A 25,659-nucleotide genomic window follows, 5' to 3' on the forward strand; every position below is an offset into this window, starting at 1 on the left:
CATGGCCACCGAGCAGTTCGACGTCGTCGACCTCATCCGCACGAAACGCGATCTCGGCACCCTGTCGACCGCCGAGATCGACTGGCTGATCGACGCCTACACCCGCGGGTTCGTAGGCGACGAGCAGATGGCGGCCCTCGCCATGGCGATCCTGTTGAACGGGATGTCGCGAGACGAGGTGCGCGACCTGACGCTCGCGATGATCGCGTCGGGCGAGCGGATGAGCTTCGCCGACCTCGGCAAGGTGACCGTCGACAAGCACTCGACCGGCGGCGTCGGCGACAAGATCACGCTGCCGCTGATGCCCCTGGTGGCGTCGTTCGGGGTGGCGGTTCCCCAGCTCTCGGGCCGCGGGCTCGGACACACCGGTGGCACGCTCGACAAGCTCGAGAGCATTCCCGGCTGGCGGGCGTCGCTCACCAACGACGAGATGTTCGAGCAGCTGCGCACGGTGGGCGGCGTGATCTGCGCGGCCGGTTCCGGGCTCGCGCCGGCCGACAAGAAGCTCTATGCGCTGCGCGACATCACGGGAACGGTCGAGGCGATTCCGCTCATCGCGTCGTCGATCATGTCGAAGAAGATCGCCGAGGGCACCGACTCGCTCGTGCTCGACGTGAAGTTCGGTTCGGGCGCGTTCATGCAGGACATCGCGAAGTCGCGCGAGCTCGCCCGCACCATGGTAGACCTGGGCAACGACGCCGGAGTCGCCACCACCGCGCTCCTGACGAACATGAACGTGCCGCTCGGCCTCGCGATCGGCAACGCCAACGAGGTGCGCGAATCGGTCGAGGTGCTCGCCGGCGGCGGGCCCACGGATGTCGTCGAACTCACGCTCGCCCTCGCATCCGAGATGCTCCGGCTCGCGGGGCAGCCCGACGCCGACGTCGAGGCGGCGCTGCGCGACGGTCGCGCCATGGACACCTGGAACCGCGTCATCCGGGCCCAGGGCGGCGACCCCACCGCGCCCCTGCCGGTCGCTCGCGAGACCCACACGGTGCTCGCGCCGCGCTCGGGCGTGCTGCTGCGTCAAGACGCCCTGCCGTTCGGTGTGGCCGCGTGGCGACTGGGGGCCGGTCGCGCTCGCGCCCAAGACGCCGTGCAGCACGCCGCCGGCATCGACCTGCACGCCAAGCCCGGCGACACCGTCGTGGAGGGTCAGCCGCTGTTCACGCTCTCGGCCGACGAGGCCGAGCGCTTTCCGCGGGCCTTGGCGGCGCTCGACGACGCGTACTCGATCGGTGACGCCGGCGAGTACGTGCCCACCGGCCCGTTGGTGGCGGAGCGCATCTCGTAGGTCGCGGAGCGCACCGCATGTCGGAGGTCGCGGTGTGGCAGGAAGTGCCGGGAGCGTGGCGGGAATGCGGTGGCTCGCGCCTGGTCGGTGCACCTAGGCTCGCGTCATGGCGATAGTTCCCGACACCAAGAACTGGACGTGGGTGCTCGAACGCGAGTGCCCTGAGTGCGGTTTCGACTCGTCGGCCACCGAGGCCGGTGCCGTGCCCGCGTTGCTGCGCGCGAACGCCGCCGCGTGGCCGGCGGTGCTCGAGCGCGACGACGTCACGGTGCGACCGGATGCCGCCACCTGGTCGAACCTCGAATACGCCGCCCACGTGCGCGACGTGTTCCGCATCTTCCGGGTGCGACTCGGCCTGATGCTCGACGACGACGACCCCGAGTTCGCCAACTGGGACCAGGACGCCACGGCGGTGGAAGACCGCTACAACGAGCAAGACCCGGCGGTCGTCTCGGCCGAGCTGACCGCTGCCGCCGAAGAGCTCGCGACGGCGTTCGAGCAGGTTCCCGACGACGCGTGGCAGCGGCGGGGCTTTCGGGGCGACGGCTCGGTGTTCACGGTCGATACGTTGGCGCGCTACTTCATCCACGACCCGGTGCACCACCTGCACGACGTGCGGGGCTGATCCGCCGGCGTCTCCCGCCCCGGGGTGGTCGGGGCCGCGCCTCCAGGGGCCCGCGGTGGTCCGAATGCGTGCAGTCATTCGGCCCGCCGCCGGCTTCTGGAGCGGCCCCGGGCATCAGGCGACCGGTTCGCCGATGCGCTCGAGGGCGTCGACGATCAGGTTCCAGAACTTCTCGTTGTCGAGCGCGACCGCGACCTGGGTGGTGCAGTCGTCGGGAGCGGGTGCCCGAAAGTCGGCGACGGTCATGCCGAGCGTCAGAGCTCCGCTGAGTTCCACGTCGAGCGGGGCGCGCCGCACCGTCATCACCGACGGGTCGATCACGCGCGCGACCGCACACGGGTCGTGCACGGGCGGATGCTCGAAGCCTTGGGCCTCGAGGTAGGTGCCGCCGAAGAACTCGAGCAGTTCCACCACGAACTGCGCGGGCGATGTGCCGAGAGACCGGATGCGTTCCACGACATCCGGAGTCGCGAGCGCCTGATGGGTGAGGTCGAGGCCCACCATGGTGAGCGGCCACGACTCGTTGAACACGATGTGCGCGGCCTCGGGGTCGATGATGATGTTGAACTCGCTGGTGGCGCTCCAGTTGCCGCCGTGGTAGCCGCCGCCCATGAGAACGACCTCCTTCACCCGGGGCACGATGCGCGGCTCCCGGCGGGCCGCGAGTGCGATGTTGGTGAGCCCTCCGGTCGGCACGAGCGTCACCGTGCCCGGTTCGTGCGCCATGATCGTCTCGATGATCAGGTCGACGGCGTGCCGGGGGTCGAGCGAGATCACGGGATCGGGCAGCGCGGGCCCGTCGAGCCCCGATTCACCGTGGATGTCAGGGGCGACTGAGATGGTTCGCACCAGAGGCCGGGCGCACCCGGCCGCGAAGGGAACGCCGGTGATGCCGGCCACCCGCGCCACCGACAGCGCATTGCGCGTGACCTTGTCGAGGGTCTGGTTGCCCACCACGGTGGTCACGGCGAGCAACTCGATCTCGGGGTTGCCGTGAGCGAGCAGCAGGGCGATCGCGTCGTCGTGGCCGGGGTCGCAATCGAGGATGATCTTCTGCGGCATGGTTCTCCGTTCGAGGGGGAGCACCATCTTGACATCATTTCGAGTGAATTCATATATGAAATCGAGATTCATCTGTGCAATGATGTCGTCATGACCTCGACCGACTCCTCGTCCTCCGCCCTCGCCTCGCGCGGCGCCGCTCGTCTGGAATGGATCCGTTCCCGCATGCCGCTGCTCGCGGGTGCCCGTGCCGAGCTCGCGGTGACCCAGCCGTTCGCCGGGCACCGCATCGGTATGTCGCTGCACCTCGAACCCAAGACCGCCGTGCTGCTCGAGACGCTGGCCGCGGGTGGCGCCGAGATCGTCGGCACCGGCAACCACGGCTCCACCCAAGACGACATCGTGGCCTTCCTGCGCGAACAGGGCATGACCCTGTTCGGCACTCGCGACGATTCGCTCGACCAGCACCACCAGAACGTGCTGAGCGTGCTCGACGCGCAGCCGACGATGCTGCTCGACAACGGGGGCGACCTGGTGGCCGGCGTCGTCGCGCGCGGCGCCACCGCGGGCATCCTGGGTGGCACCGAGGAGACCACTTCGGGGGGCGATCGGCTGCGCCGCGAACTCGCGGGTGCGGTGCCCTTCCCGGTCATCGTCATCAACGACAGCCTGCTGAAGGCGATCGGCGAGAACAAGCACGCGGTCGGTCAGTCGGTGGTCGAGAGCTTCATGCGCATCACGAACCTCATGGTGCCCGGTCGCCGCTTCGTCGTGCTCGGCTACGGCTGGTGCGGGCGCGGCGTCGCCCACTACCTGCGCGCTCTCGGCGGCAAAGTGGCGGTCGTCGAGGTCGACGAGCTGAAGGCCTTCGAGGCGGCTCTCGACGGGTTCCGGGTGTCGACCGCGGTCGGCCTCGCCGAGTGGGGCGACGTGTTCATCACCGCGACCGGGCACGCCGGCGTTCTCACGATGGAGGCCATCGAGCGCATGCACGACGGCGCCGTGCTCGCGAACTGCGGCCACTTCCCCTGGGAGATCGACACCGACGGTCTTCGCGCCGCCGCGACGGGCAGCCGCGAGATCGACGAGGCCATCGAGCGCTTCGCCCTGCCCGACGGCCGTCACGTCGTGCTCATCGCCGGCGGCCGCATGTTCAATCTGGCCGGGCGCGAGCCCAAAGGAAACTCGATCGAGTCGATGGATCTGGGGTTCCTGCTGCAGACGCTCTCGCTCGAGCGCATCGCGACGGGGGCCGCGACGTTGACGCCGGGAGCGCAGCCCGTTCCGGATGACGTCGACCGCACCATCGCGCGGCGCATGCTGCTCACCATGAACGCATCGGAGTGACGCCGTGATCGCGCCGATCGCCTCGCCGAGCGACGATGTCGCCGGCCGGCCCCTGAAGTCGGCTCCCGACTACTCGGTGCCGGCCCTCGACAAAGCACTCGACATCCTCGAACTGCTCGCCGACCGAGGCGACGGGTTGAGCCAGCTCGAGATCGCTCAGGCGATCGAGCGCTCACCGAGCCAGATCTTCCGCGTGCTGACGACACTCGAACGTCGCGGCTTCGTCTTCCGCGACCGATCCGGTCTCTACGTCCTGTCACTGCGGCTGTTCGATCTCGCACACCGCCACGAGCCGTTGCGGTCGTTGACCGCCGCCGCGCTTCCGGTGATGCGCGAGCTGGCGGGCGACATCCAGCAGTCGTGCAACCTCTCGGTGCTCGACGCCGAGCGGGTGCGGGTGATCGCCCAGGTCGAGAGCCCGGGCGACTTCGGCTTCAGCGTGCGGGTCGGCGCCCTGTTCTCCGTCACCGAGACGGCGACCGGCATGGTGCTCGAGGCGTTCAGGCCCGAGGTGCCGGCCGACGGAGGGTCGGCGCTCGAGCGTCTGCTGGCCGAGAGAATCCGGGGCGACGGCTACCTGGAGCGGCCGGATGCGCGGCAGCCGTCGATCACCGACGTCGTGTTCCCCATCCTGCGTGCCGATTCGACCGCGGTGGCCGCGCTGACGGTGCCCTACGTGGCCACGAGCCTGAGCGCCGAGGCACCCGAGGTCGTCATCGGCCGGGCCCGTGACGCCGCCGCCGAGATCGGTCGATCGCTCGCACTGGCACCCGGTGCCGAGGCCCGAGACCCTAGGCTGGAGCCATGACTGCAGCGCCAGAGGAATACCTCGTCCCCGGAACCGGAATCAGCTTCAACTCCCTGCCGAAAGTGTCGCTCCACGACCACCTCGACGGAGGTCTCCGGCCCGCGACCATCATCGAACTCGCCGATGCCCTCGACCTGGCTCTGCCGTCGACCGACGAGGTCGAGCTCGGCGACTGGTTCGAAGACAGCGCCGATTCCGGCTCGCTGCCGAGCTACCTGGCCACCTTCGACGTCACCATCGCGGTCATGCAGACCCGCGAGGGCCTCACCCGGGTCGCCCGGGAGTTCGTCAACGACCTCGCCGCCGACGGCGTGATCTATGGCGAGGTGCGCTGGGCGCCCGAGCAGCACCTCAGCAAGGGCCTGAGCCTCGACGAGGTCGTGGAGGCCGTGCAAGAAGGCATCGAGCAGGGCGCCGACGACGCCCGGGCCGACGGCCGCAGCATCCGGGTCGGTCAGCTGGTCACCGCCATGCGTCACGCGAACCGCGGTCTCGAGATCGCCGAGCTCGCCGTGCGCCACCGCGACCGCGGCGTGGTCGGCTTCGACATCGCGGGCGCGGAGCTCGGCTTTCCCCCGAAGAACCAGCTCGCGGCATTCGACTATCTGGCCCAGAACTTCTTTCCGGTCACGGTGCACGCGGGCGAGGCCGACGGGCTCGAGAGCATCCGCGGCGCGCTGTTCGACGGGCGAGCCCTGCGGCTCGGCCATGGCGTGCGCATCGCCGAAGACATCGAGATCGAGCGCCAAGACGACGAGAACACCTACGTCACCCTCGGTCTGCTGTCGCAGTGGGTCAAAGACCGCGAGATCGCCCTCGAACTCTCGCCGTCGTCGAACCTGCAGACCGGCGCCATCTCGGAGTGGGGCGACGAACTCGTCGATCACCCGTTCGACCTGCTCTACCAGCTCGGCTTCCAGGTGACGGTGAACACCGACAACCGGCTGATGAGCAACACCACCATCAGCCGCGAGCTCGCGCTCCTGACCGACGCGTTCGGCTACGACCTCTCCGACATCGAGGTCTTCCAGCTCAACGCGGCAGCGGCGTCGTTCCTGCCGATCGAAGACCGCGAAGACCTCGCCGATGCCATCTCGGAGGGCTTCGAAGAGGCCTGATCCGCGAGCGGAACGCTCGACGAGAAGAGCGGATGCCGCGCGGCCGGGTGGCTCGCGGCATCCGCTCTTCTCGTGCGACGCGTGGGTGTCGGCGTCGGTCGGCGTGGTGCGTCGGCGTCAGCTCGCGGCGGCGGGGTCTGCCTGCTGGTTCGCGGGTGCCCACTCGGGCAGCTGCTGCAGGGCCCAGGTGTTGCCGTCGGGGTCGGCGAAGTAGACGAAGCGGCCCCACGGCTGCTCGTCGATCTCGCTCGCCTCGACATCGTTGGCGAGCAGCTGCGCCCGGGCCGCCTCGGCGTCGGAGACCACGATCTGCACTCCGCGCTGCGAGCCGGGTGCCATGTCGGTGATGCCCGTGCCGAGCACGATCGAGCAGGCCGAGCCGGGCGGGGTGAGTTGCACGAAGCGCAGCTGGTCGCTCACGACGTGGTCGTGGTCGGCGTTGAAGCCGACCTGGTCGACGTAGAAGCTCTTCGCGCGGTCGACGTCGGTCACCGGGATGGCGACGAGTTCGATCTTCCAGTCCATTGCAGTTGTCCTTTCGGGGGTGATTCCATGGTGGCTTCGGGTGTCGGTGTTCTCAAGCATCGTCAGTGCGCCTTCTTCATGGCCCGGATGCCGACCGCGAGGCCGATCGCCGCGAGCACGACCGCCGCGACGAAGCCCCACAGCACGGCTGGGGAGCCGAGATCGCCGGCGAACAGCGCGCGCTCGGCCGAGACGACGTAGCTGATGGGGTTGAAGCCGGCGGCGACCTGCATCCAGGCCGGACCGTCGTCGAGCGGCAGGAGCATGCCCGAGAGGATGAGCAGCGGAAAGATCGTGGCCTGCTGCACGCCCCAGAACATCCAGTCGCGATTGCGGCTGGCGAGCGCCAGGGCGTAGCTCAGCGACCCGAAGCCGAGGCCGAAGACCGCCAGCAGTGCCAGTCCGATCAGCATGCCCACGGGGTTCGCGCTGAAGCCGAACGGAATGGTCACGAGAGCGATCACGGCCGCCTGCACGATGATCGGGGCCATCTCCTTCAGCGCTCGCCCGACCAACAGCGACGAGCGGGCGATCGGGGCCACCAGGGTGCGTTCGTGCGATCCGGTCTGCATCTCGAAGAGCAGATTGGAGCCGGTCGTGCCGGTGCCGAACAGGGCGATCATCACCAGGATGCCGGGCACGAACCACTGCAGCGTGACGCTCGCGGGCTGATCGGAACTCGCGACGAGCAGCGGCCCGAACAGCCCGAGGAACACCAGCGGCTGCAGCAGGCTGAAGATGAGCGAGAACGGATCGCGCACGACGGGCCGCAGCTCGCGGATCAGCACGTTCCAGGTGTCGCGAACGAGCGAGGTGGGGCGCGTGACCCCGGCGGCGGACGGGCCGGCGGTGGCGCGGGGCGGGAGTGCGGTGGCGGTGCTCATGCGGAGACCCTTTCTGAGGAGGTGGTGCCGGGGTTGGAGGAGGTAGGAGCGGACGAAGCGGGGGCGCCGGTGGCGGTGCCGGTGCGGGTGTCGACGCTCGACGACGTGGGGGCGGCGGCCGAGGCGCCGGTCGAGCCGGCGTCTGACGACACCTCGTCGCCGCGGCCCTTCGCGTCGGCCGACTCGGTGGTCTCGCCCTCGTCACGCAGGCTGCGACCGGTCAGGGCGAGGAAGACGTCGTCGAGCGTCGGCTGCCGAAGCGTCGCGGTGACGACGGGCGCCCCCGCGGCATCCAGTTCGCGCAGCAGCACGGGCAGCACGCGTTCGCCGTGATCGACCACGAGCTCGAGAGCACGGCCGTCGTCACGCCGCGACACCGGAGCCGAACCGGCGCCCCCGCCGGCACCCTTCCCCGAGTCGCCGCGAGGGTTCGAGACGCGCGCCGCCACCCCCCGTGCCCGCGTCGCGTCATCCGCCGATGCGAAACCGAGGGTGATGACGTCGCCGGCCAGCGTCGACTTGAGCGACGAGGCGGTGTCGTCGGCGATGACGCGGCCGTGGTCCATCACGAGCACGCGTTCAGCGAACTGGTCGGCCTCGTCGAGGTAGTGGGTGGTGACGAAGACGGTGGTGCCGTGCTGCTCGCGCAGATCGAGGATGTGCCGCCAGAGGTTGGCGCGGCTCTGCGGGTCGAGGCCGGTCGACGGCTCGTCGAGAAAGAGCAGCGCGGGGGAGTGGATGAGGCCGAGGGCGATGTCGAGCCGGCGCTTCTGGCCGCCCGAGAGCCCGAGCACCGGGCGCTTGGCCAGCGGCGCGAGATCGAGCGACTCCAAGAGTTCGCCGGCCCGCCGGGCGGTGTCGGCACGGCTCATGCCGTAGAACGCGCCCTGGCTGAGCAGTTCGTCGCGCACGCGCTGGTTGTTGCCCGCGCTCGTTCCCTGCCCGATGTAGCCGATGCGCCGGCGCACGGCCGCCGGGTCGGTGGCGATGTCGTGCCCGGCCACGACCGCCGTGCCGCGCGTCGGTGGCAGCAGCGTGGTCAGCATGCGCAAGCTGGTCGACTTGCCCGCTCCGTTGGGGCCGAGGAAGGCGACGAGTTCGCCCGTGGCGACGTCGAGGTCGAGGTCGGTGACGGCGTCGACGGTGGCGCGTTTGACGGTGAACTGCTTGGTCAAACCGCGAGCGGTGATCATCGTGTCGTTTGTCATGGCACCACGGTACGAAGACATCAGGTCACTTTCTGTCCTGAATACGAGAGAATATCGACCATGGCCGAAACGACCTCGCGCATCCTCTCTCTGCTCAACCTGTTGCAGACCCACCGCCAGTGGCCGGGCGCCGAGCTCGCCGAGCGCCTCGGGGTCACCGAGCGCACGCTGCGGCGCGACGTCGAGCGCCTGCGCGAGCTCGGCTACCAGGTCGCGGCGACGCGCGGCGTGGCAGGCGGCTACCGGCTCGAGGCCGGCTCGCAACTGCCGCCCCTGCTGCTGACCGACGACGAGGCCGTCACCATGGCCATCGGGTTGCGGGTCGCCGCCACGCAGGGCCTGGCCGACGGCGAGCAGACCACACTCACGGCGCTGGCCAAGTTCGAGCAGGTGCTGCCCTCGGCGCTCCGGCACCGCGTCAACGCCCTCGCCGGCTTCGTGCTGCCGCAGACGCCACGTTCACAGGGCTCCCCGGTCTCGCAGGAGCTGCTCGGTCAACTCGCGCTGGCCTGCCGCGACCGCGAGCGCATCCGGTTCCACTACGAGGCGGCGAACGGCGCCGAGACCGATCGCGTCGTCGAGCCGCACACGCTCGTCGCGGCATCCCGCAGCTGGTTCTTCGTCTGCTGGGACCTGCAGCGCTCCGACTGGCGCACCTTCCGCGTCGATCGCATGAGCGGCTTCTTCGGCACCCGCCTGCACTTCGACCCCCGCGAACTGCCGGCAGCGGATGCCGCGCAGTTCGTGCAGACCGCGCTCTCGTCGCTGCACCGTCGGCTGACGGCGGAGGCCCACGTGCGTCTGCCCGTCGACGTGATGCGCGAGCAGTTCGGCGGGTGGGCCGCCGAAGCGGAGCCGATCGACGCCGAGACCACGCGCTGGCCGATCCGCGGCGAGAGCTTCGAGACCATGCTCACCTCGGTGATGTGGATTCCCGCCGGCGTCGAGTACACGCTGCACGGGTCGCCCGAGTTCCTCGCCTTCGCCGCCGAGACGGCCGCGCGCATGCGATCCGCGGTCCCAGCCAACTCCCCGCTATCGCCCACGCCGGGCTGACATGATTCACGGGAGATGTCGTTCACGCCCCCTCCGCTCGACCAGCTGCCCGATTCGGCCATCGCACTGAACGCGATCGCGCCGGACTGGCGGTCGGCCGTGCGTCTCGCGGCCGAGGCGCTCGCGGCGGCCGGCTACTCCGACGTCGGCTACGGCGACCGCATGATCGCGCTCGTCGAGGAATACGGCCCCTACATCGTCATCGCGCCCGGCCTCGCCATGGCGCACGCCCGCCCGGGGTCCGACATTCACGCCCCCGGCCTCGCCATCGTGACGCTCGCCGAGCCGGTGTCGTTCGGCCACGCCCACAACGACCCCGTGTCGGTGGTGATCGGGCTCGCCGCCACCGAGAGCGACCAGCACGTGGCATCCGTCGCCACCCTGGCCAACGTCTTCAACGACGCCTCCGTCATTCCCGGGCTCGCCGCGGCGACCACGAAAGACGAGGTCAGGCAGCTGCTCGGCCGTATCCTGAAGCCATGAAGATCGTCGCCATCTGCGGTGCCGGAATCGGCACGTCCGAGATTCTGCGCGTGAACGCCACGCGCGCTCTCGAGCGGCTCGACATCGAGGCCGAGGTCACGGCGACGGATGTCGCGAGCGTGGGGGTCGCGGCCGCCGACGCCCAGGTCATCCTCACGTCGCAGGAGCTCGTGGGCGCGATCGGCCCCACGAACGCCGACGTCGTGGTGATCGACAACTACTTCGACCTCGAGGAGATCACGGCGAAGCTCGAGATCGCCGTCGGCTGACCGACCTGGTTGACGGATGCCGAAATTTCGATGAGCGAGGTCATATACGGCCTCGGTCGTCGAAATTTCCGCATCCGTCAACCGAAGGCGCCGCTCAGACGACCAGATCGCGGTCGCCGGGTGCCGACAACGTGAGCACGGCCTCGGCCACCCGTTCGTCGCGCTCGAGGTCGTTCTCGATGGTGCGCAGCGCCACCGCCACGTCGCGCTCGGTGCGGTTGCCCACCACGTCGACCGCCGCGACCAGGAACACGGCGCCCGGCCCCGTGTACTCCAGGTGCAGGTAGGTGATGCGGTCGATGTCGGGCCGCTCGAGCAGCTCGCGCAACACGGCGCGGCGGGTGTCGTCGTCGACGACCTGGCCGAGCAGGAAGCGGCGGTTGCGGTTGATCAGCACGATCGCCACGATGCCGAGCAGCACGCCGACGAGGATCGATCCGGCCGCGTCGAAGTAGGCCGAGCCCGTGAGCTGGTGCAACAGCACGCCGAGGAACGCCAGTCCCAGCCCGATCAGGGCCGCCGCGTCTTCGGCGAACACGGCCCGCAGGGTGGGGTTCGAGCTCGCGAGCACGTGCGAGAGGGTGCCCGTCATGCGCTCCTCGGCCGCCTTGTGGGCCTGGCGGTAGGCGCGCAGGAACGAGACGCCCTCGAGCACGAACGAGAGCGCGAGCACGATGTAGGCGATGAAGTAGTCGCTCGCCGGTTCCGGGTCGAAGAACTCCTGAACGCCGTGCTGGATCGAGACCACCGCGCCGGCCGTGAACAACCCGAAGGCCGCGAACATCGACCAGATGTAGGCGTCTTTGCCGTAGCCGAGCGGATGCGCCGGGTCGCGTCGCCGCTTCGACCGGCGTTCGGCGATGAGGAGGAAGATCTCGTTGCCCGTGTCGGCCCAGGAGTGCGCCGACTCGGCCACCATCGACGCCGACCCCGTGAGCATCGCCGCGATCGTCTTCGCGATGGCGATCAGCAGGTTCGCACCGAACGCCGTGATGACGGTGAGCAGACTCTCCGAGGCGCCGCCGGGCTCGGGCGAAGCCTCTGCGGTGCCCCCGCCCGCCATCAGTCGAACAGCCGTCGGAACACGTTCGTGTCGGCCAGGTCGACCAGCTCGTCGCCGCGGCCCGACACCACCGTGCGGAGGGCGTAGAGGGTGAACCCCTTCACCTGCGCCGCGGTGATCGCCGGCGGAATGGACAGCTCCTGGCGGGCCGTGACCACGTCGATGAGCGCGGGGCCGTCGTGCGCGAACGCCGCGCGTATCGCCCCCTCGAGGTCGTCGGGCTTCTCGACCCGTTGACCGTGAATGCCCATCGCGTTGGCGACGTCGGCGAAGTTCGGGTTGTCGAGACCGGTGCCGAAGTTCACGAACCCGGCCGCCTTCATCTCGACCTCGACGAAGTTGAGCGAGGAGTTGTTGAACACCACGATCTTCACGGGCAGCTCGTTCTGCCGGATGGTCAGCAGCTCGCCGAAAAGCATCGCCAGCCCGCCGTCACCGGCGAGCGCGATCACCTGCCGGTCGGGAAAGGCCGATTGTGCGCCGATCGCGTGCGGCACCGCATTGGCCATCGTGCCGTGGCTGAACGACCCGATCAGCCGGCGCGACCCGTTCATGGTGAGATAGCGGGCGGCCCAGACCACGGGGGAGCCGACATCCGGAATGAATACCGCGTCGTCGGTGGCCAGCTCGCTCACCAGCCGCGCGACGTACTGCGGATGGATCGGCTCACGGTTGCGGTCGTTGTCGGCCAGCCCGTCGAGTTCTTTGCGCGTCTTCGCGTAGTGCGCGGTCGACGAGTCGAGGTGGCGGCTGCTCTTCTTGGCATCGAGGAGCGGCAGTAGGGCGTCGACGGTGTCGCCCACGTCGCCCACGAGGCCGAGATCGATCGGGGTGCGCCGGCCGAGGTTCTCACCCCGGATGTCGACCTGCACGATCGTCGCCTTCGACGGGTAGAACTGCGGGTAGGGAAAGTCGGTGCCGAGCATCAGCAGCGCGTCACAGCTCTCCATGGCCCGGTAGCCCGACGCGAAGCCGAGCAGCCCCGTCATGCCGACGTCGTAGGGGTTGTCGTATTCGAGGAACTCCTTGCCCCGCAGCGCGTGCACGATCGGCGCCTTGAGCTTCTCGGCCAGCGCCACCACCTGGTCGTGCGCGCCTTCGGTGCCGGCGCCGCCGAGGATGGTGACCTTCTTCGCCGAGTTCAGGATGCCGGCCGCCCGCGCCAGCTCGCTGTCGACCGGCCGCACGACGCTCTTGGTCGCGACGATCGGGGCCGACTTCTTGCGACCGGCAGAGTCGGCGAGAAACACCTCGCCCGGAACCACGACCACGGCCACGCCGCGCCGCTCGATCGCCGTGCGCATCGCGATCTCGAGCACCCGCGGCAGCTGCTCGGGAATGCTCACGAGCTCGCAGTAGACGCTGCACTCGCGGAAGAGCTCTTGCGGGTGGGTCTCCTGAAAGTAGGTGCTGCCGATCTCGGCCGTGGGAATCTGCGCGGCGATGGCGAGCACCGGCACCCGGCTGCGGTTGGCGTCGAAGAGCCCGTTGATCAGGTGCAGGTTGCCCGGGCCGCAGCTGCCGGCGCACACGGTCAGGTCGCCGGTGAGGGCCGCCTCCGCCGCCGCGGCGAACGCCGCCGCCTCCTCGTGACGCACGTGGGCCCACTCGACGGTGTCGGCGCGGCGGATGGCGTCGGTGAAGCCGTTGAGTGAGTCACCCGGCAACCCGTAGACCCGCTCGACGCCGGCATCCGCGATGATCTCGACGATGGTGTCGGCGACTGTCGCCATGGCTGCCTCGATTCTCTCGACCTGCCACCACGCTAGTCCCGCGACGGCCCGCTCAGGAGATGTGGTCGCGGATGCCGCCCTCGAGTCGCTGCAGGGTCTCGGTGACGGCGTCGCGGCGCTCGCCGAGGCCGCCGGCGGTGCTCCAGGCGTCGAGGTAGATCTTGAGCTTGGGTTCGGTGCCGCTCGGCCGCACCATCACCCGGGCCCCCGGCAGCGAGAGGCGCAGCACGTCGCTCGGCGGAATGCCGGCCCCGCCCTGGGCCAGGTCGTCGATGCGCTCCACCGGAACGCCGCCGAGGTCGGCGGGGGGTGCGGTGCGCAGGCGCTCCATCACGTGGGCGATCTGGGCGAGGTCGCTGACGCGCAGCGAGATCTGCACCGAGCCGTAGTGGCCGAAGCGTTCGCTGAACTCGTCGAGGCGGTCGGCGACGGTGCGACCGGATGCCGCGAGCTCGTCGGCGAGCGAGAGGAATGCGATCGCGGCCGAGATGCCGTCTTTGTCGCGCACCGTCTCGGGGTTCACCAGGTAACCCAGCGCCTCCTCGTATCCGAACACGAGGCCGGGCGTGCGCGAGACCCACTTGAACCCGGTGAGCGTCTCGGCGAAGCCGAGACCGTAGGCGCGGGCGACGACGCCGAGTGCGGGCGACGACACGATCGAGCAGGCCAGTGCCGACGACGCCGCGCGGCCGGCGGCCTGGGCCGCTTCGGCGGCCCGCCAGCCGAGCAGCTGGCCCACCTCGTTGCCGGTGAGCCGGCGGTAGCCCGACTCGAACGCCGCGTCGGGGAGGGCGATGGCGAGCCGGTCGGCATCCGGGTCGTTCGCAATGATGAGGTCGGCACCGGCGGCCCGGGCCGCCTCGTAGGAGAGGTCGAGGGCGCCCGGCTCCTCGGGGTTGGGGAACGAGACCGTCGGGAACGCGGAGTCGGGCTCGATCTGCGCCGACACCAGCTCGGGGCGGGCGAACCCGGCGGCATCCAGCACCCGCGCGAACGTCTCCCACCCCACCCCATGCATCGCCGTGTACACAACCCCCAGGCTCCCGGCTCGCCGAGTTGCGCCAAAGTGACCATCTCCCGTTCCGGGAGGGTCACTTTGGCGCAACTCGGCGAGCGGGGAGGGAGGAGTGGCGATCGCGGCGGTGACGGCGACATAGCGGTCGACCACGGTCTCGTCGGCGATCTCGTAAGAGTCGGAGCGGGGCACGTCGGGCAGCTCGACCGTCGCCGCGACGCGGTCGATGGCGGCCGCGATCTCGGCGTCGGCCGGCGGGATGATCTGCGACCCCGCGTCGGCGTCGCCGAGGTAGACCTTATAGCCGTTGTCGCGCGGCGGGTTGTGCGAGGCGGTCACCATCACGCCCGCACTCGTGCCGAGGTCGCGCACCGCGAACGCCACGAGCGGCGTCGGCAGCAGACGGGGCAACAGGATGGCGCGCACCCCGGCGCCCGCCATGATCTCGGCGGTGTCGGTCGCGAACACGCGGGAGTTCTTGCGCCCGTCGTAGCCGATCACGATCGAGGGGCGGGTTCCGGGCTCGGCGCGCTCGAGCAGGAAGGCGGCAAGACCCGCGGCCGCTTGCCCCACGAGCACGCGGTTCATGCGGTTGGGGCCCGCGGCGAGTTCGCCTCGGAGGCCCGCCGTGCCGAACGCGAGCCGCGAGCCGAACCGCGAGCGCAGGTCGGCCACCGCATCGGGGTGACTCGCGCCCACCCGGCGGAGCAGCATGTGCAGCTCGTCGTGGGTCTCGGGGTCGGGATCCTGGTTGAGCCAGGCGACGGCCTGCTCGACGAGCACCTCGACGTCGTTCATCGCCTCGCCGTCGTCGACACCGATGCCGCCGGGACCGTCGGCGGCAGCGCCCCCGTCGCGCCCGTCGTCAGCCCCGCCGATGCCGCCGCTCTCGCTCACCGACGGGCTCACAGTGCGGAGACGACCCGGGCGAGCAGGTCGCCGATGACGCCCTCGGCGTTCTTGCCGGCCTCGATCACCTCGGCGTGACTGAGCGGGGTCTTCTGGATGCCGGCCGCGAGGTTCGTGATCAGCGAGAAGCCGAGCACCTCGAGCCCTGCCTGGCGCGCCGCGATCGCTTCGAGCGCGGTCGACATGCCGACGATGTGGCCGCCGAAGGTCTTCGCCATCTGCACCTCGGCGGGCGTCTCATACTGCGGGCCGCGGAACTGCACGTAGACGCCGTCGTCGAGCGAGGAGTCGATCGACCGCGCCACGTCGCGCAGGCGACTGGAGTAGAGGTCGGTCAGATCGACGAACGTCGCCCCCTCGAGCGGCGAGTCGCCGGTCAGGTTGATGTGGTCGCTGATGAGCACGGGGGTGCCCGGGGTCCAGGTCTCTTTGATGCCGCCGGCCCCGTTGGTGAGCACCATCACGGTGGCACCGGTCGCGGCGGCGGTGCGCACGCTGTGCACCACGTGGCGCACGCCGTGGCCCTCGTAGTAGTGGGTGCGGGCGCCGATCACGAGCGCGCGCTTGCCGTTCGGCAGCAGGATGGAACGCAGGGTTCCGACATGGCCGGGCACCGCGGGCATGCTGAAGCCCACGACATCCGTCGCCGGGATGTTCGCGACCGTCTCGCCGAGCAGATCGGCCGCTTTGCCCCATCCGCTGCCGAGGGTGAGGGCGATGTCGTGGTGAGCCGCGCCGGTGAGTTCGGCGATCTGCGCGGCCGCCTCGCGGGCGACGTCGAAGGGATCGGTCTCGGGGATGTCGAGCGGGTTGGTGCTGGTGGAGGCCATTCATCCACTCTATTCAACGGATGCCGCTCGTGCCGAGTCACGGGGGGTGCCTCGCGTTCACGCAGCATTGGTTTGGTCGGCGTGCGGCTTACCGGGAGAATGGGCGGCATGGCCTATGAGTTCGAGCGCAAGCAGAGAGTCGCCGTCGTCGGGGGAGGCCCCGGAGGCTACGAGGCGGCGATCGCCGGAGCACAGCTCGGCGCCGACGTGACCCTCGTCGAGCAGGTCGGCGTGGGCGGCTCGGCCGTGATCACCGACGTGGTGCCGTCGAAGACGCTCATCGCCGTGGCCGAGGCCACCAACGCCATCGGCGAGGCCGCCGATCTCGGGGTGCAGTTCTTCAGCCGCAACGAGAACGGGCGGCCGGTGCGGCCCGAAGTGGCGGTGAACCTGGCCCAGGTCAACAAGCGTCTGCTGGGGCTGGCTCGTCAGCAGTCCGAAGACATGCGCGCCAACCTCATCCGCGCGGGCGTCAAGATCATCTCGGGTCACGGCCGCCTCGACGGCCCCGACTCGGTCGTGGTGTCGACCTCGGCGGGCCCCGAGGGCACCGATTTCGACCAGGTGGATGCCGACACGATCGTGATCTCGGTGGGCGCGAGCCCCCGCATCCTGCCGTCGGCGGTGCCCGATGGTGAGCGCATCTTCACCTGGACCCAGCTCTACAGCCTCACCGCCGTGCCCGAGCACCTGATCGTGGTGGGGTCGGGTGTCACCGGTGCGGAGTTCGCGTCGGCCTACACGGCCCTCGGTTCGAAGGTGACGCTCATCTCGTCGCGCGATCAGGTGCTGCCGGGCGAAGACGCCGACGCCGCGGCCGTGATCGAGAACGTGTTCAAGCGCAACGGCATGACCGTGCTGTCGAAGTCGCGCGCCGACTCGGTCGAGCGCACGGCGGCCGGTGTCGTGGCGACGCTCTCCGACGGCACCAAGGTCGAGGGCACGCACTGCCTGATGGCGGTCGGTTCGATTCCGAACACGAAGGGCATCGGCCTCGAGGAGGCCGGCATCCAGTTGTCGGATTCCGGGCACATCCGCGTGAACCGCGTGGCCCGCACGAGCGCCCCCAACATCTACGCGGCGGGCGACTGCACGACGTTCCTGCCCCTGGCCTCGGTGGCGTCGATGCAGGGGCGCACGGCGATGTTCCACGCCATGGGCGACGCCGTGAACCCGACCGAGCTGCGCAACGTCGCCTCGAACATCTTCACGCAGCCCCAGATCGCCACGGTGGGCTGGACCCAGCGCCAGATCGAGGAGGGCATCGCCCAGGGCGACATCTACAAGCTGCCGCTCGCCTCGAACCCGCGGGCGAAGATGATGGGCATCAAAGACGGCTTCGTGAAGCTGTTCGCCCGCACCGGTTCGGGCACCGTCATCGGTGGGGTCGTCGTGGCGCCGAACGCCTCGGAACTCATCTTCCCGATCGCTCTCGCGGTCGAACACCGCCTCACCGTCGACCAGGTCTCCCGCGCCTTCACCGTCTACCCGAGCCTCTCGGGCAGCATCTCGGATGCCGCGCGGGCCATGCACATCGTGCTCTAGCGTCGAAAAAGCTGCAAAAAAAGAAGACCGAGGGCGTATAGGCCCTCGGTCCGTCTTATTTGCAGCTTTATTTCACGCCGAGATGTCGAGCAGCACGTGGCCCGACGACACCGTCGACCCCACGATCGCCGAGATGTTGGCGATCGTGCCGTCTTTGTGGGCGGTGATGGGCTGCTCCATCTTCATGGCCTCGAGCACGAGCACGAGGTCACCCTTCACGACCTTGTCGCCGTCCTCGACCGCGATCTTCACGACGGTGGCCTGCATCGGGGCCTTGACCGAGTCGCCCGTGGCGGTCGACTGGCCGGCCGACGAGGCGCCGCGGCGACGAGGGGCGGCGCCGGCGGTGCTGCCCGCACCTCCGCCGTGCGAGGCGGCGCGGGCGCCGGCCGCCACGAGGCGAGCGGGCAGGGCCACCTCGACGCGCTTGCCATTGACCTCGACGATCACGGTGCGGCGCTCGGCGGCCGGTGCGGCGTCTTCGAGCGACCCGCTCCACGGCTCGGCGGGGTTGACGTATTCGGTTTCGATCCAGCGGGTGTAGACCGAGAACGGCTCGCCGTCTTCGGGGGCGAACGCGGGGTTGCGCACCACGTCGCGGTGGAACGGCAGCACCGTCGGCAGACCGGCCACCTCGAACTCGTCGAGCGCGCGGCGGGCACGGTCGAGGGCGTCTTCGCGGGTCGATCCGGTGACGATGAGCTTGGCGAGCAGCGAATCGAACGAGCCCGAGATCACGTCGCCGGCCTGAACGCCCGAGTCGACGCGCACGCCGGGGCCGCCGGCGGGCTTGAACACGTGGATTGGCCCGGGCGAGGGCAGGAACCCGCGCCCCGGGTCTTCGCCGTTGATGCGGAACTCGAACGAGTGGCCGTGCGGCACCGGGTCGTCGTAGTCGAGCGTGCCCCCCTCGGCGATGCGGAACTGCTCGCGCACGAGGTCGATTCCGGTGACCTCTTCGGAGACCGGATGCTCGACCTGCAGTCGCGTGTTCACCTCGAGGAACGAGACGGTGCCGTCTTTGCCGATCAGGAACTCGCAGGTGCCGGCGCCGAGGTAGCCGACCTCTTTCAGGATCGCCTTCGACGATTCGTAGAGCAGCGCGGTCTGCTCCGCGTTGAGGTAGGGTGCGGGAGCCTCTTCGACGAGCTTCTGGTGGCGTCGTTGCAGCGAGCAGTCGCGGGTCGAGACCACGACGACGTTGCCGTAGGCGTCGGCGAGGCACTGGGTCTCGACGTGTCGAGGCTGGTCGAGGTATTTCTCGACGAAGCACTCGCCGCGGCCGAACGCCGCGATCGCCTCACGGGTGGCCGACTCGAACAGCTCGGGCACCTCTTCGATGGTGCGCGCGACCTTGAGGCCGCGACCGCCGCCGCCGAAGGCCGCTTTGATGGCGACGGGCAGACCGTGGATGGCGACGAAGTCGAGCACCTCGTCGGCGCCGCTCACCGGGTCGATGGTGCCGGGGGCCAGCGGCGCCCCGACCTTCTCGGCCACGTGACGGGCCGAGACCTTGTCGCCGAGCTTCTCGATCGCGTCGGGTGACGGACCGATCCAGGTGAGGCCGGCGCCGATCACGGCGCGCGCGAAGTCGGCGTTCTCGGCCAGGAAGCCGTAGCCCGGGTGCACGGCGTCGGCGCCGGAACGACGGGCGATCGACAGGATCTTGTCGATCACGAGATAGGTCTCGGCACTCGTGGTGCCGTCGAGGGCGTACGCCTCGTCGGCCAGCTGAGCGTGCAGGGCGTCGCGATCCTGGTCGGCGTAGACCGCCACCGAGGCGATTCCGCTGTCGCGGGCCGCCCTGATCACTCGAACTGCGATCTCGCCTCTGTTGGCGATGAGGACCTTGGTGATTCGCGGCATAATCCCCTAGCTTATTGCCGCGTCACATCACTGATTTGGCATATAGGCACAAAAATGGGGCGCGAACTGGTCGCAGTGTCTACAAGCTGTCGGCAGGCGCGTCGACGATCTCTGTCGACGAGCACTGTCTACGGGCGCTCGATGTTCCAGAGGCTCGTCCAGTCGACCCCGAAGTCGTGCAGCAGGTCGCGCAGCACCGGCAGCGACATGCCGATGACCGCCGAGGGCGGCCCGGTGATGGTGCGGATGAAGGGGGCGGCGAGCCCGTCGATGGTGAAGGCGCCTGCCACGAGCAGCGGTTCGCCCGACCCGATGTAGGCGTCGATCTCGGCCTCGGTGATGTCGTCGGCGAAGGTGAGCTCGGCGTGGTCGGTGCGGCCGGCCGCGCCGTGACGGATGCCGCCGCGGTGGTCGATCAGCCAGTGCCCCGAGTGCAGCACCCCGGTGCGGCCGCGCTGCAGCAGCCAGCGCTCGCGGGCGACCTCCGGGTGATGCGGCTTGCCGTAGGCGATCCCGTCGAGCTCGAACGCGGAGTCGCCGCCGAAGATGAACCCGTCGATCGGTTCGCCGCCGGGCTGCAGGCCCACCACCGCCTCGGCCTTCGCCCGCGCGAGCAGCTGCACCATCGCATCCGGGGTCAACGGGCCATCGGCCGCCTCGGCGCGCGCGACCGCGGCATCCTCGTCGACCTCCGACGGCACGACCACCGGTTCGATGCCGATCTGCCGCAGTAGGGCGAGCCTCGCGGGGGAGGTCGAGGCGAGATAGAGACGCACGGTGCCGCCTTTGCTGTGCAATGCTCGAAGGATGTCTGAAGACCGAGACGACCCCGTCAGCCCCTCCGAGCTCGTCGAGCTGCAGATCAACAATGTAGCCCACGGCGGTGTCATGGTGGCGCGCCTCGACGGTCGCGTCGTGTTCGTGGCCGACGCCGTTCCGGGCGAGCGGGTGCTGGCGCGCATCGCCGACGACTCGAAGTCGTCGTTCTGGCGGGCCGACACCATCGAGGTGCTCGAGGCGTCGCCTGCCCGTGTGCCGCACGTGTGGCCGGCCGCCGGCCTCGAACGGGCTCCGGCCGAGCGGGCGGGCGGGGCAGAGTTCGGGCACATCGCGCTCGAACGCCAGCGCTCGCTCAAGGGCGAGGTGCTGACGGATGCGCTGCGGCGCATGGGCGGTGTCGATCGCGCCGTCGAGGTGGAGGCCGTCGGTGCCGACGCTCATGCGGACGCGGACGCGGACGCCGATGCAGATGCCGGTGCCGGCGCCGACGGTGCGCCCGAGCCGGCGGGCGGGCGCGTCGCCGGAACGGGCTGGCGCACGCGGGTGCGGCTGCACGTCGGGCCCGACGGGCGAGTGGGCCCGTATGCCGCGCGCTCGCACCAGGTGGTGCCGGTCGACGATCTTCCGCTGGCCACCCCGGCCCTCGAGCAGGCGGCGGCGCTCGGCCGCCGGGTGCACGACGCGGTCGCCGTGGAGCTCGTCGAGACCTCGCAAGGGGAGGTACGCGTCATCCGGGTGACCGAGGAGCAGTCGAAGACCGGTGGCCGTTCTCGGGCCGGCGCTAAGGGGCGGAGCGAGCGCGGGCGTGGCCGGCGCGCGCCCGCGCGCACGGGGTCGGATGTCGCGAGCGCCCGCGGTGCCGCCGCCGGCACGCCCCCCAACCCCGCCACCATCGTGGAGCGGGTGGGGGAGCGGGAGTTCCGGCTGGCCGAGAACGGGTTCTGGCAGGTGCACCGCGATGCGGCGGCCACCCTCTCCGACGCGGTGAAGAGCCTCACGCGCGAAGACCTGTTCGATCCGCGTGCCGCCAACCACGACCTCTATGGCGGAGTCGGGCTGCTCGCCGCCGCCATCGGCGACCGCTTCGGCCCGGCGACCCGCATCACGAGCGTCGAGAGCGATGCGGCGGCCACCGACTACGCGTCGGGCAACCTCGCCGAATGGGTGGGCGCCCGGGCCGTGACCGCGCGCGTCGACCGCTACCTCGCCGACCTCGAGCGGCAGGCCTCACCCGACGACCGCCGCCGGCTCGCCGCCGCGACCATGGTGATCGATCCGCCCCGCTCGGGGGCGGGCAAAGAGGTGGTCTCCTCGCTTGCGCGGCTCGGCGTGGCGCAGGTCGTCTACGTCGCCTGCGACCCCGTGGCGTTCGCCCGCGACGTGGGCACGTTCCGCGAGGCGGGCTACGAGCTCGACGCCCTGCGGGCGTTCGACCTCTTTCCGCACACCCACCACGTCGAGTCGGTCGGCGTGCTCGTCCGCGCGTGACGCGCCTCGCGCCATGCCCACGTCGCCCCGCGTCCTGCGCACCCGCCTCGCGCCGCGACACCCGCACCTCGCCCCGCGCCCTGGGCACCCGCCGCGCCCCACCCGCCGCGCCCCTCCCACCTCTCCGAGAAGTCACTTTTTGTGCCCAAACACGGTCGCGAAGACCGAAAAGTGACGTTTCGCGGGGAATGAGATGATGGTGTCGAGGCCGACGAGGGGTGGATGGTGGGCGACGACGACGTGACTCCGGGGGAGTCGAGCGGCGGGATGCCGCAGCCGGCGGCGGTTCGGGTCGCCATCGTCGACGACCACGAGTCGGTGCGTCTCGGGCTCAAGGCGGCCTGCCTGGAGTCGGGCTTCGAGGTGACCGCCGCCGCGGCATCCGTCAGCGAGCTCTGGGTCGCGATGGCCGGCCGCAGCTGCGACGTCATCGTGCTCGACCTCAGCCTCGGCGACGGGTTCACCGTCACCGAGAACGTGCAGCACGCCCGCTCGATGGGCGCCGCCGTGCTCGTGCACAGCATCGCCGACCGGGTCGCCCTCGTGCGCGAGGCGCTCGCGGCGGGGGCGGCCGGAGTTATTCCGAAGTCGGCGGCCACGAGCACCGTGATGGCGGCGATCGCGGCGGTCGCGCGCGGCGACGTGCTCAACAACCTCGAGTGGGCGAGCGCCATCGACGCAGATCGCGAGTTCGGCAAGGCGCAGCTCGCGCAGCGCGAGCGCGACGTGCTACACCTCTACGCATCGGGCCTGCCGCTGTCGCAGGTGGCGCTCAAGCTCAACATCAAGGTGTCGACGGCGAAGGAATACCTCGACCGCATCCGGGCCAAGTACGTCGAGGTGGGGCGCCCCGCGCGGTCGAAGGTCGAGCTGCTGCGACGAGCGGTGGAAGACGGCATCCTGGCCCTCGACGAGCACGGACATGTCGAATAGCCCTGGCCCCACCAGCGCCAGAGGCAGCTTCTGGACCGGCCCGGCCGCCTCGGGCGCCGCGAACTCCCGCGCGCCGCTCAGCCGGGCGCAGATCGACACGACGCTCGCGCGGCTCGAGGGGCTGTTCGGCTTCGTCTTCGCGCTGATCTCGATTCCGGCGCTCGGGCAGTCGGCGCACACGCTGAAACCCGAGTGGGCCTGGGGCGTGACGATCGCGGTGTTCGGCTCGATCGCGGTGGCGTTCGTGTGCTCGCTGGTGGGCCGCGGCATCCGGGTCAGCATGGCCGTGGTGGCGTGCGTGTTCGTGGTGGCGCTCGTGCTGTGGCCGCTCGCGGTGGTGACGCCGGCGGCGGCGATGGGCACGCAGCCCTGGCTCTGGTACATCATGATCGTGGCGATCGCGGCCGCGGGCATCTCGTTCCCCACGCTGTGGGCGGGTGTGTACGCGGTGGGTGTGCCGGTGATCTTCGCGGTGCTGAGGGTGCTGCCGGCCGGGGGCGGCGTGTCGTGGCCGCTCGCCATCCTCGACGCGATGTACACGCTGCTGCTCGGCTCGTTCGTGGTGGTCGTGATCACCGTGCTGCGCAACGCCGCCTCGCGGGTCGACGAGGCCCAGGCCACCGCCGTCGGCCGATATGCGGATGCCGCCAAGCGCCACGCCGCGGAGCAGGAGCGCACCCGGGTCGACACCGTCATCCACGACCGCGTGCTCTCGACCCTGCTCGCCGCGTCGCGCAGCCGCTCGGCGGCCGACCGTCACGTGGCGGTGCAGATGGCCGAGCGCGCGCTGGTGGCACTGCAGAGCGCCGACGCCGAGTCGGAGGGCGCGGCCGACCTGCCGATCGCCGTGCTCGTCGAGCGGTCGCGGGCGCTCGCCGACACCCTCTCGGCGCCCATCGCGTTCTCGACCGAGGGCGATCTCGCCGGCTCGGTGCCGGCTCGGGTGATCGAGGGGGTCTATTCGGCCACCGTGCAGGCCATCGTGAACAGCATCCAGCACGCGGGCGCAGCGGATGTCGCCCGCACCATCTCTCTGCACGGCCGCGGCAGCTCGGGGTTCACGGTGGTGGTGGCCGACACCGGCGCCGGGTTCGATGTCGACGGCGTGCCGGCCGACCGGCTGGGTGTGCGCATCTCGATCCGCGAACGCGTGGCGTCGGTCGGCGGCGAGGCCGACCTGCGCTCGGTGCCGGGCAGCGGCACCTCGGTGGTGCTCTCGTGGCCGGCCGAGGGCGTGCCCGCGTTCGCGAGTGCGGCGCCCGAGCCGATGGCCGCACCCCGGCCGGAGCCGGAGGCCGGGCCGGATCCGGAGGGGCCGGCCGCAGCCGGGTCGGAGCCGGCCGTGCCCGGCGACACCGCGCCGGGGCCGGAGGGGCCGGGCGCCACCGGGTCGGAGCAGGCCGTGTCCGGCGGCCCCGCGCCGGGGCCGGAGGCGACCGCTCACGAGCGCGCCAGCTGGAATGGCCCCGTGCCGGAGGCGAAGGTCGCCGCGCCGACCGGGCCGAAGTCGACCGGCTCCGAGCCGTCAGGGCCCGAGCCGACGAGGCCGGAGGCGACCGCAGCTGAGCCGACTGCACCTGAGCCGACCGCATCCGAGCCGACTGACCCGGAGCCGACCGACGCTGCGAACGCCGGCCCCCACGCCACCCGCCCCGGCCCGCCGGCCCGCGACGCGGAGGGCGAGCGATGATCTCGATGCCGCGCGGGCTGCTCGTCGGGCTCGCCGCGTTGTTCTCGGCCTACCACGTGGTGCTCGGGCTCTATTCGCTCGCGATTCCGGCGTCGCCGTGGCCCTCGGTCGTCGCGATGGCCCTGTACGGGGCGGCGACCGCCGTGAGTCTCGCGCCCTCGGCGGCGATGCGGATGCCGGTGGGCATGGCCGCGGCCAACGTGGGCGTCACCGCGTTCGGGCTGGTGCTCGTGCTGACGCAGCTCGATCCGGCCGACGACAACGGCTACGCCACCTGGATCGTCGGCGCGGTCGGCACCCTCATGACCATCACCGTCGTGCGCCAGCGACCGCTGTTCGCCTGGCTCGGCCTGGGCGTGATGCTCGTGTCGGTGCTGATCTGGTCACGCGACATCCTGAGCCTGCCCGCCCTGGGCGCGGTCGGCGGCCCGATCTGGGTGGGCGTGGCGCAGGCCACCACGACCGCCATCGTGCGCGCCGCCCGCGACGCGACGCTGTTCGAGCAGGCGGAGCAGCGCGCCGCCGAGTGGCACGCGCAGGAGGAGGCGGAGTTCTTCGAGCGCAAGGTGCGGCTCGGCCAGATGAAGCGCGTGGTGGAGCCGATGCTGCGCCGCATCGTGATGAGCGACGGCCGGCTCGGCGACGGCGACCGGCAGGAATGCCTGCACCTCGAGGCGGCGATGCGCGACGAGATCCGCGGCCGCCGTCTGCTCGACGACGCGGTGCGGCGCGAGGTCCTCGCCGCGCGCCGCCGGGGTGTGGAGGTGACGCTGCTCGACGACGGTGGCATCGACGACCTCGACCGCACCGAACACGCTCGGGTCACCGCCGTGATCGCGAAGCAGATCGGTGAGACCACGGCCGATCGCGTCGTGGTGCGCACCGGCCACGCCGACGACGAGGTCGCCGTGACCATCGTGGGCCTGCGGGCCGCCCCCGAGAGCGACGGATCGGTGCTCGACGACGACGCCCAGCTCGACCTCTGGCTCGAAGTTCCGCGGGAAGACGCTCCGGATGCCGCCGCACGCGCCATCGGCGCCGACACCGACAGCGGCAGCGGCTCCGGCACCGACACCGGCGCGAGCGCCGGCACCGCAACCAGCAGCGGCGCGAGCGCCGGCACCGGCGCGACAGGCGGCCGCGGTCCGGCCCCCACCGGCGCGACGCCCGCATTCCCCCCGGAATGAG

Annotated in this window: 23 protein-coding genes; 13 read left to right on the top strand and 10 right to left on the bottom strand. The window is 70.7% G+C overall.

Features of this window, described 5'->3' with window-relative positions:
• Window position 1: 1 nt before the first annotated feature.
• Both N1032_RS13905 and N1032_RS13910 read left to right on the top strand, forming a co-directional pair.
• Window positions 2-1,294, top strand: a complete 1,293-nt coding sequence (locus N1032_RS13905; protein WP_259539730.1) for a thymidine phosphorylase — start codon at window positions 2-4, stop codon at window positions 1,292-1,294.
• Window positions 1,295-1,400: 106 nt separating this feature from the next.
• Complete coding sequence (locus tag N1032_RS13910) at window positions 1,401-1,919, top strand: DinB family protein (protein ID WP_259539732.1); 519 nt, start codon at window positions 1,401-1,403, stop codon at window positions 1,917-1,919.
• A gap of 114 nt (window positions 1,920-2,033) precedes the next feature.
• Here N1032_RS13910 and uriH read toward each other — a convergent pair whose 3' ends face one another.
• Window positions 2,034-2,981, bottom strand: a complete 948-nt coding sequence (gene uriH, locus N1032_RS13915; RefSeq protein ID WP_259539733.1) for a uridine-preferring nucleoside hydrolase UriH — start codon at window positions 2,979-2,981, stop codon at window positions 2,034-2,036.
• A gap of 90 nt (window positions 2,982-3,071) precedes the next feature.
• Here uriH and N1032_RS13920 point away from each other — a divergent pair, with 90 nt between their 5' ends.
• From N1032_RS13920 to N1032_RS13930, 3 genes are read left to right on the top strand one after another with little or no spacing between them, the layout of a single operon-like run.
• Complete coding sequence (locus tag N1032_RS13920) at window positions 3,072-4,268, top strand: adenosylhomocysteinase (RefSeq protein WP_259539734.1); 1,197 nt, start codon at window positions 3,072-3,074, stop codon at window positions 4,266-4,268.
• 4 nt (window positions 4,269-4,272) lie between these two features.
• Window positions 4,273-5,076: an IclR family transcriptional regulator gene (locus tag N1032_RS13925; RefSeq protein ID WP_259539735.1), complete on the top strand. Its 804-nt coding sequence runs from the start codon at window positions 4,273-4,275 to the stop codon at window positions 5,074-5,076.
• Window positions 5,073-6,194 (top strand): adenosine deaminase, encoded by a 1,122-nt coding sequence (locus N1032_RS13930; RefSeq protein ID WP_259539737.1) that lies wholly within the window; start codon window positions 5,073-5,075, stop codon window positions 6,192-6,194. The genes N1032_RS13925 and N1032_RS13930 overlap by 4 nt, the downstream gene beginning before the upstream one ends.
• Window positions 6,195-6,311: 117 nt before the next feature.
• Here the strand turns inward: N1032_RS13930 and N1032_RS13935 are convergent, their stop codons facing one another.
• From N1032_RS13935 to N1032_RS13945, 3 genes are all read right to left on the bottom strand, one after another.
• Window positions 6,312-6,719, bottom strand: coding sequence for a glyoxalase superfamily protein (locus N1032_RS13935; protein WP_259539738.1), 408 nt, complete (start codon window positions 6,717-6,719; stop codon window positions 6,312-6,314).
• A gap of 62 nt (window positions 6,720-6,781) precedes the next feature.
• Complete coding sequence (locus N1032_RS13940) at window positions 6,782-7,603, bottom strand: ABC transporter permease (protein WP_259539739.1); 822 nt, start codon at window positions 7,601-7,603, stop codon at window positions 6,782-6,784.
• Entirely contained in the window at window positions 7,600-8,811 is a 1,212-nt protein-coding gene (locus N1032_RS13945) for an ABC transporter ATP-binding protein (RefSeq protein WP_259539741.1), read from the bottom strand. Before N1032_RS13945 ends, N1032_RS13940 begins: the two co-directional genes overlap by 4 nt.
• Window positions 8,812-8,871: 60 nt before the next feature.
• On the opposite strand from N1032_RS13945, the gene N1032_RS13950 reads away from it, so the two are divergent.
• Genes N1032_RS13950 through N1032_RS13960 form a run of 3 tightly spaced genes read left to right on the top strand, consistent with a single transcriptional unit; the run spans window position 8,872 to window position 10,619 of the window.
• A complete protein-coding gene (locus tag N1032_RS13950; RefSeq protein WP_259539742.1) occupies window positions 8,872-9,867 on the top strand; it encodes a helix-turn-helix transcriptional regulator in 996 nt (331 codons plus the stop codon).
• A gap of 15 nt (window positions 9,868-9,882) precedes the next feature.
• Window positions 9,883-10,350, top strand: coding sequence for a PTS sugar transporter subunit IIA (locus N1032_RS13955; RefSeq protein ID WP_259539744.1), 468 nt, complete (start codon window positions 9,883-9,885; stop codon window positions 10,348-10,350).
• Entirely contained in the window at window positions 10,347-10,619 is a 273-nt protein-coding gene (locus tag N1032_RS13960; protein ID WP_259539745.1) for a PTS sugar transporter subunit IIB, read from the top strand. Before N1032_RS13955 ends, N1032_RS13960 begins: the two co-directional genes overlap by 4 nt.
• A 94-nt stretch (window positions 10,620-10,713) precedes the next feature.
• On the opposite strand, the gene N1032_RS13965 is transcribed toward N1032_RS13960, so the two are convergent.
• The 4 genes from N1032_RS13965 to N1032_RS13980 form a co-directional block, all read right to left on the bottom strand.
• On the bottom strand, window positions 10,714-11,682 hold the full coding sequence (locus tag N1032_RS13965) for a cation diffusion facilitator family transporter (RefSeq protein ID WP_259539747.1): 969 nt from the start codon (window positions 11,680-11,682) through the stop codon (window positions 10,714-10,716).
• Complete coding sequence (gene poxB / locus N1032_RS13970) at window positions 11,682-13,415, bottom strand: ubiquinone-dependent pyruvate dehydrogenase (RefSeq protein WP_259539748.1); 1,734 nt, start codon at window positions 13,413-13,415, stop codon at window positions 11,682-11,684. The genes N1032_RS13965 and poxB overlap by 1 nt, the downstream gene beginning before the upstream one ends.
• A gap of 52 nt (window positions 13,416-13,467) precedes the next feature.
• Window positions 13,468-15,228 carry a phospho-sugar mutase gene (locus tag N1032_RS13975; RefSeq protein ID WP_259540172.1) on the bottom strand — a complete coding sequence of 587 codons (1,761 nt, stop codon included), beginning with the start codon at window positions 15,226-15,228 and terminating at the stop codon, window positions 13,468-13,470.
• A gap of 107 nt (window positions 15,229-15,335) precedes the next feature.
• Window positions 15,336-16,169, bottom strand: coding sequence for a purine-nucleoside phosphorylase (locus N1032_RS13980; protein WP_259539749.1), 834 nt, complete (start codon window positions 16,167-16,169; stop codon window positions 15,336-15,338).
• 108 nt (window positions 16,170-16,277) lie between these two features.
• Here N1032_RS13980 and N1032_RS13985 point away from each other — a divergent pair, with 108 nt between their 5' ends.
• On the top strand, window positions 16,278-17,714 hold the full coding sequence (locus N1032_RS13985) for an NAD(P)H-quinone dehydrogenase (RefSeq protein ID WP_259539750.1): 1,437 nt from the start codon (window positions 16,278-16,280) through the stop codon (window positions 17,712-17,714).
• Window positions 17,715-17,786: 72 nt separating this feature from the next.
• Here N1032_RS13985 and N1032_RS13990 read toward each other — a convergent pair whose 3' ends face one another.
• Window positions 17,787-19,580 carry an acetyl/propionyl/methylcrotonyl-CoA carboxylase subunit alpha gene (locus N1032_RS13990; protein WP_259539751.1) on the bottom strand — a complete coding sequence of 598 codons (1,794 nt, stop codon included), beginning with the start codon at window positions 19,578-19,580 and terminating at the stop codon, window positions 17,787-17,789.
• A gap of 128 nt (window positions 19,581-19,708) precedes the next feature.
• The gene (locus tag N1032_RS13995) at window positions 19,709-20,356 is read right to left on the bottom strand and encodes a Maf family protein (RefSeq protein WP_259540173.1); all 648 of its coding nucleotides are present in this window, start codon (window positions 20,354-20,356) and stop codon (window positions 19,709-19,711) included.
• A gap of 31 nt (window positions 20,357-20,387) precedes the next feature.
• Here N1032_RS13995 and N1032_RS14000 point away from each other — a divergent pair, with 31 nt between their 5' ends.
• The 4 genes from N1032_RS14000 to N1032_RS14015 all read left to right on the top strand — a co-directional run bounded on the left by N1032_RS14000 (window position 20,388) and on the right by N1032_RS14015 (window position 25,658).
• Complete coding sequence (locus tag N1032_RS14000; protein ID WP_259539753.1) at window positions 20,388-21,848, top strand: class I SAM-dependent RNA methyltransferase; 1,461 nt, start codon at window positions 20,388-20,390, stop codon at window positions 21,846-21,848.
• Window positions 21,849-22,115: 267 nt separating this feature from the next.
• Window positions 22,116-22,781, top strand: coding sequence for a response regulator transcription factor (locus N1032_RS14005; RefSeq protein ID WP_259540174.1), 666 nt, complete (start codon window positions 22,116-22,118; stop codon window positions 22,779-22,781).
• Window positions 22,771-24,471 (top strand): sensor histidine kinase, encoded by a 1,701-nt coding sequence (locus tag N1032_RS14010; RefSeq protein WP_259539754.1) that lies wholly within the window; start codon window positions 22,771-22,773, stop codon window positions 24,469-24,471. The genes N1032_RS14005 and N1032_RS14010 overlap by 11 nt, the downstream gene beginning before the upstream one ends.
• A complete protein-coding gene (locus N1032_RS14015; protein ID WP_259539755.1) occupies window positions 24,468-25,658 on the top strand; it encodes a hypothetical protein in 1,191 nt (396 codons plus the stop codon). Before N1032_RS14010 ends, N1032_RS14015 begins: the two co-directional genes overlap by 4 nt.
• Window position 25,659 lies beyond the last annotated feature (1 nt).

The sequence above is a fragment of the Herbiconiux daphne genome, assembly GCF_024979295.1.
Classification (GTDB): Bacteria; Actinomycetota; Actinomycetes; order Actinomycetales; family Microbacteriaceae; genus Herbiconiux; species Herbiconiux daphnes.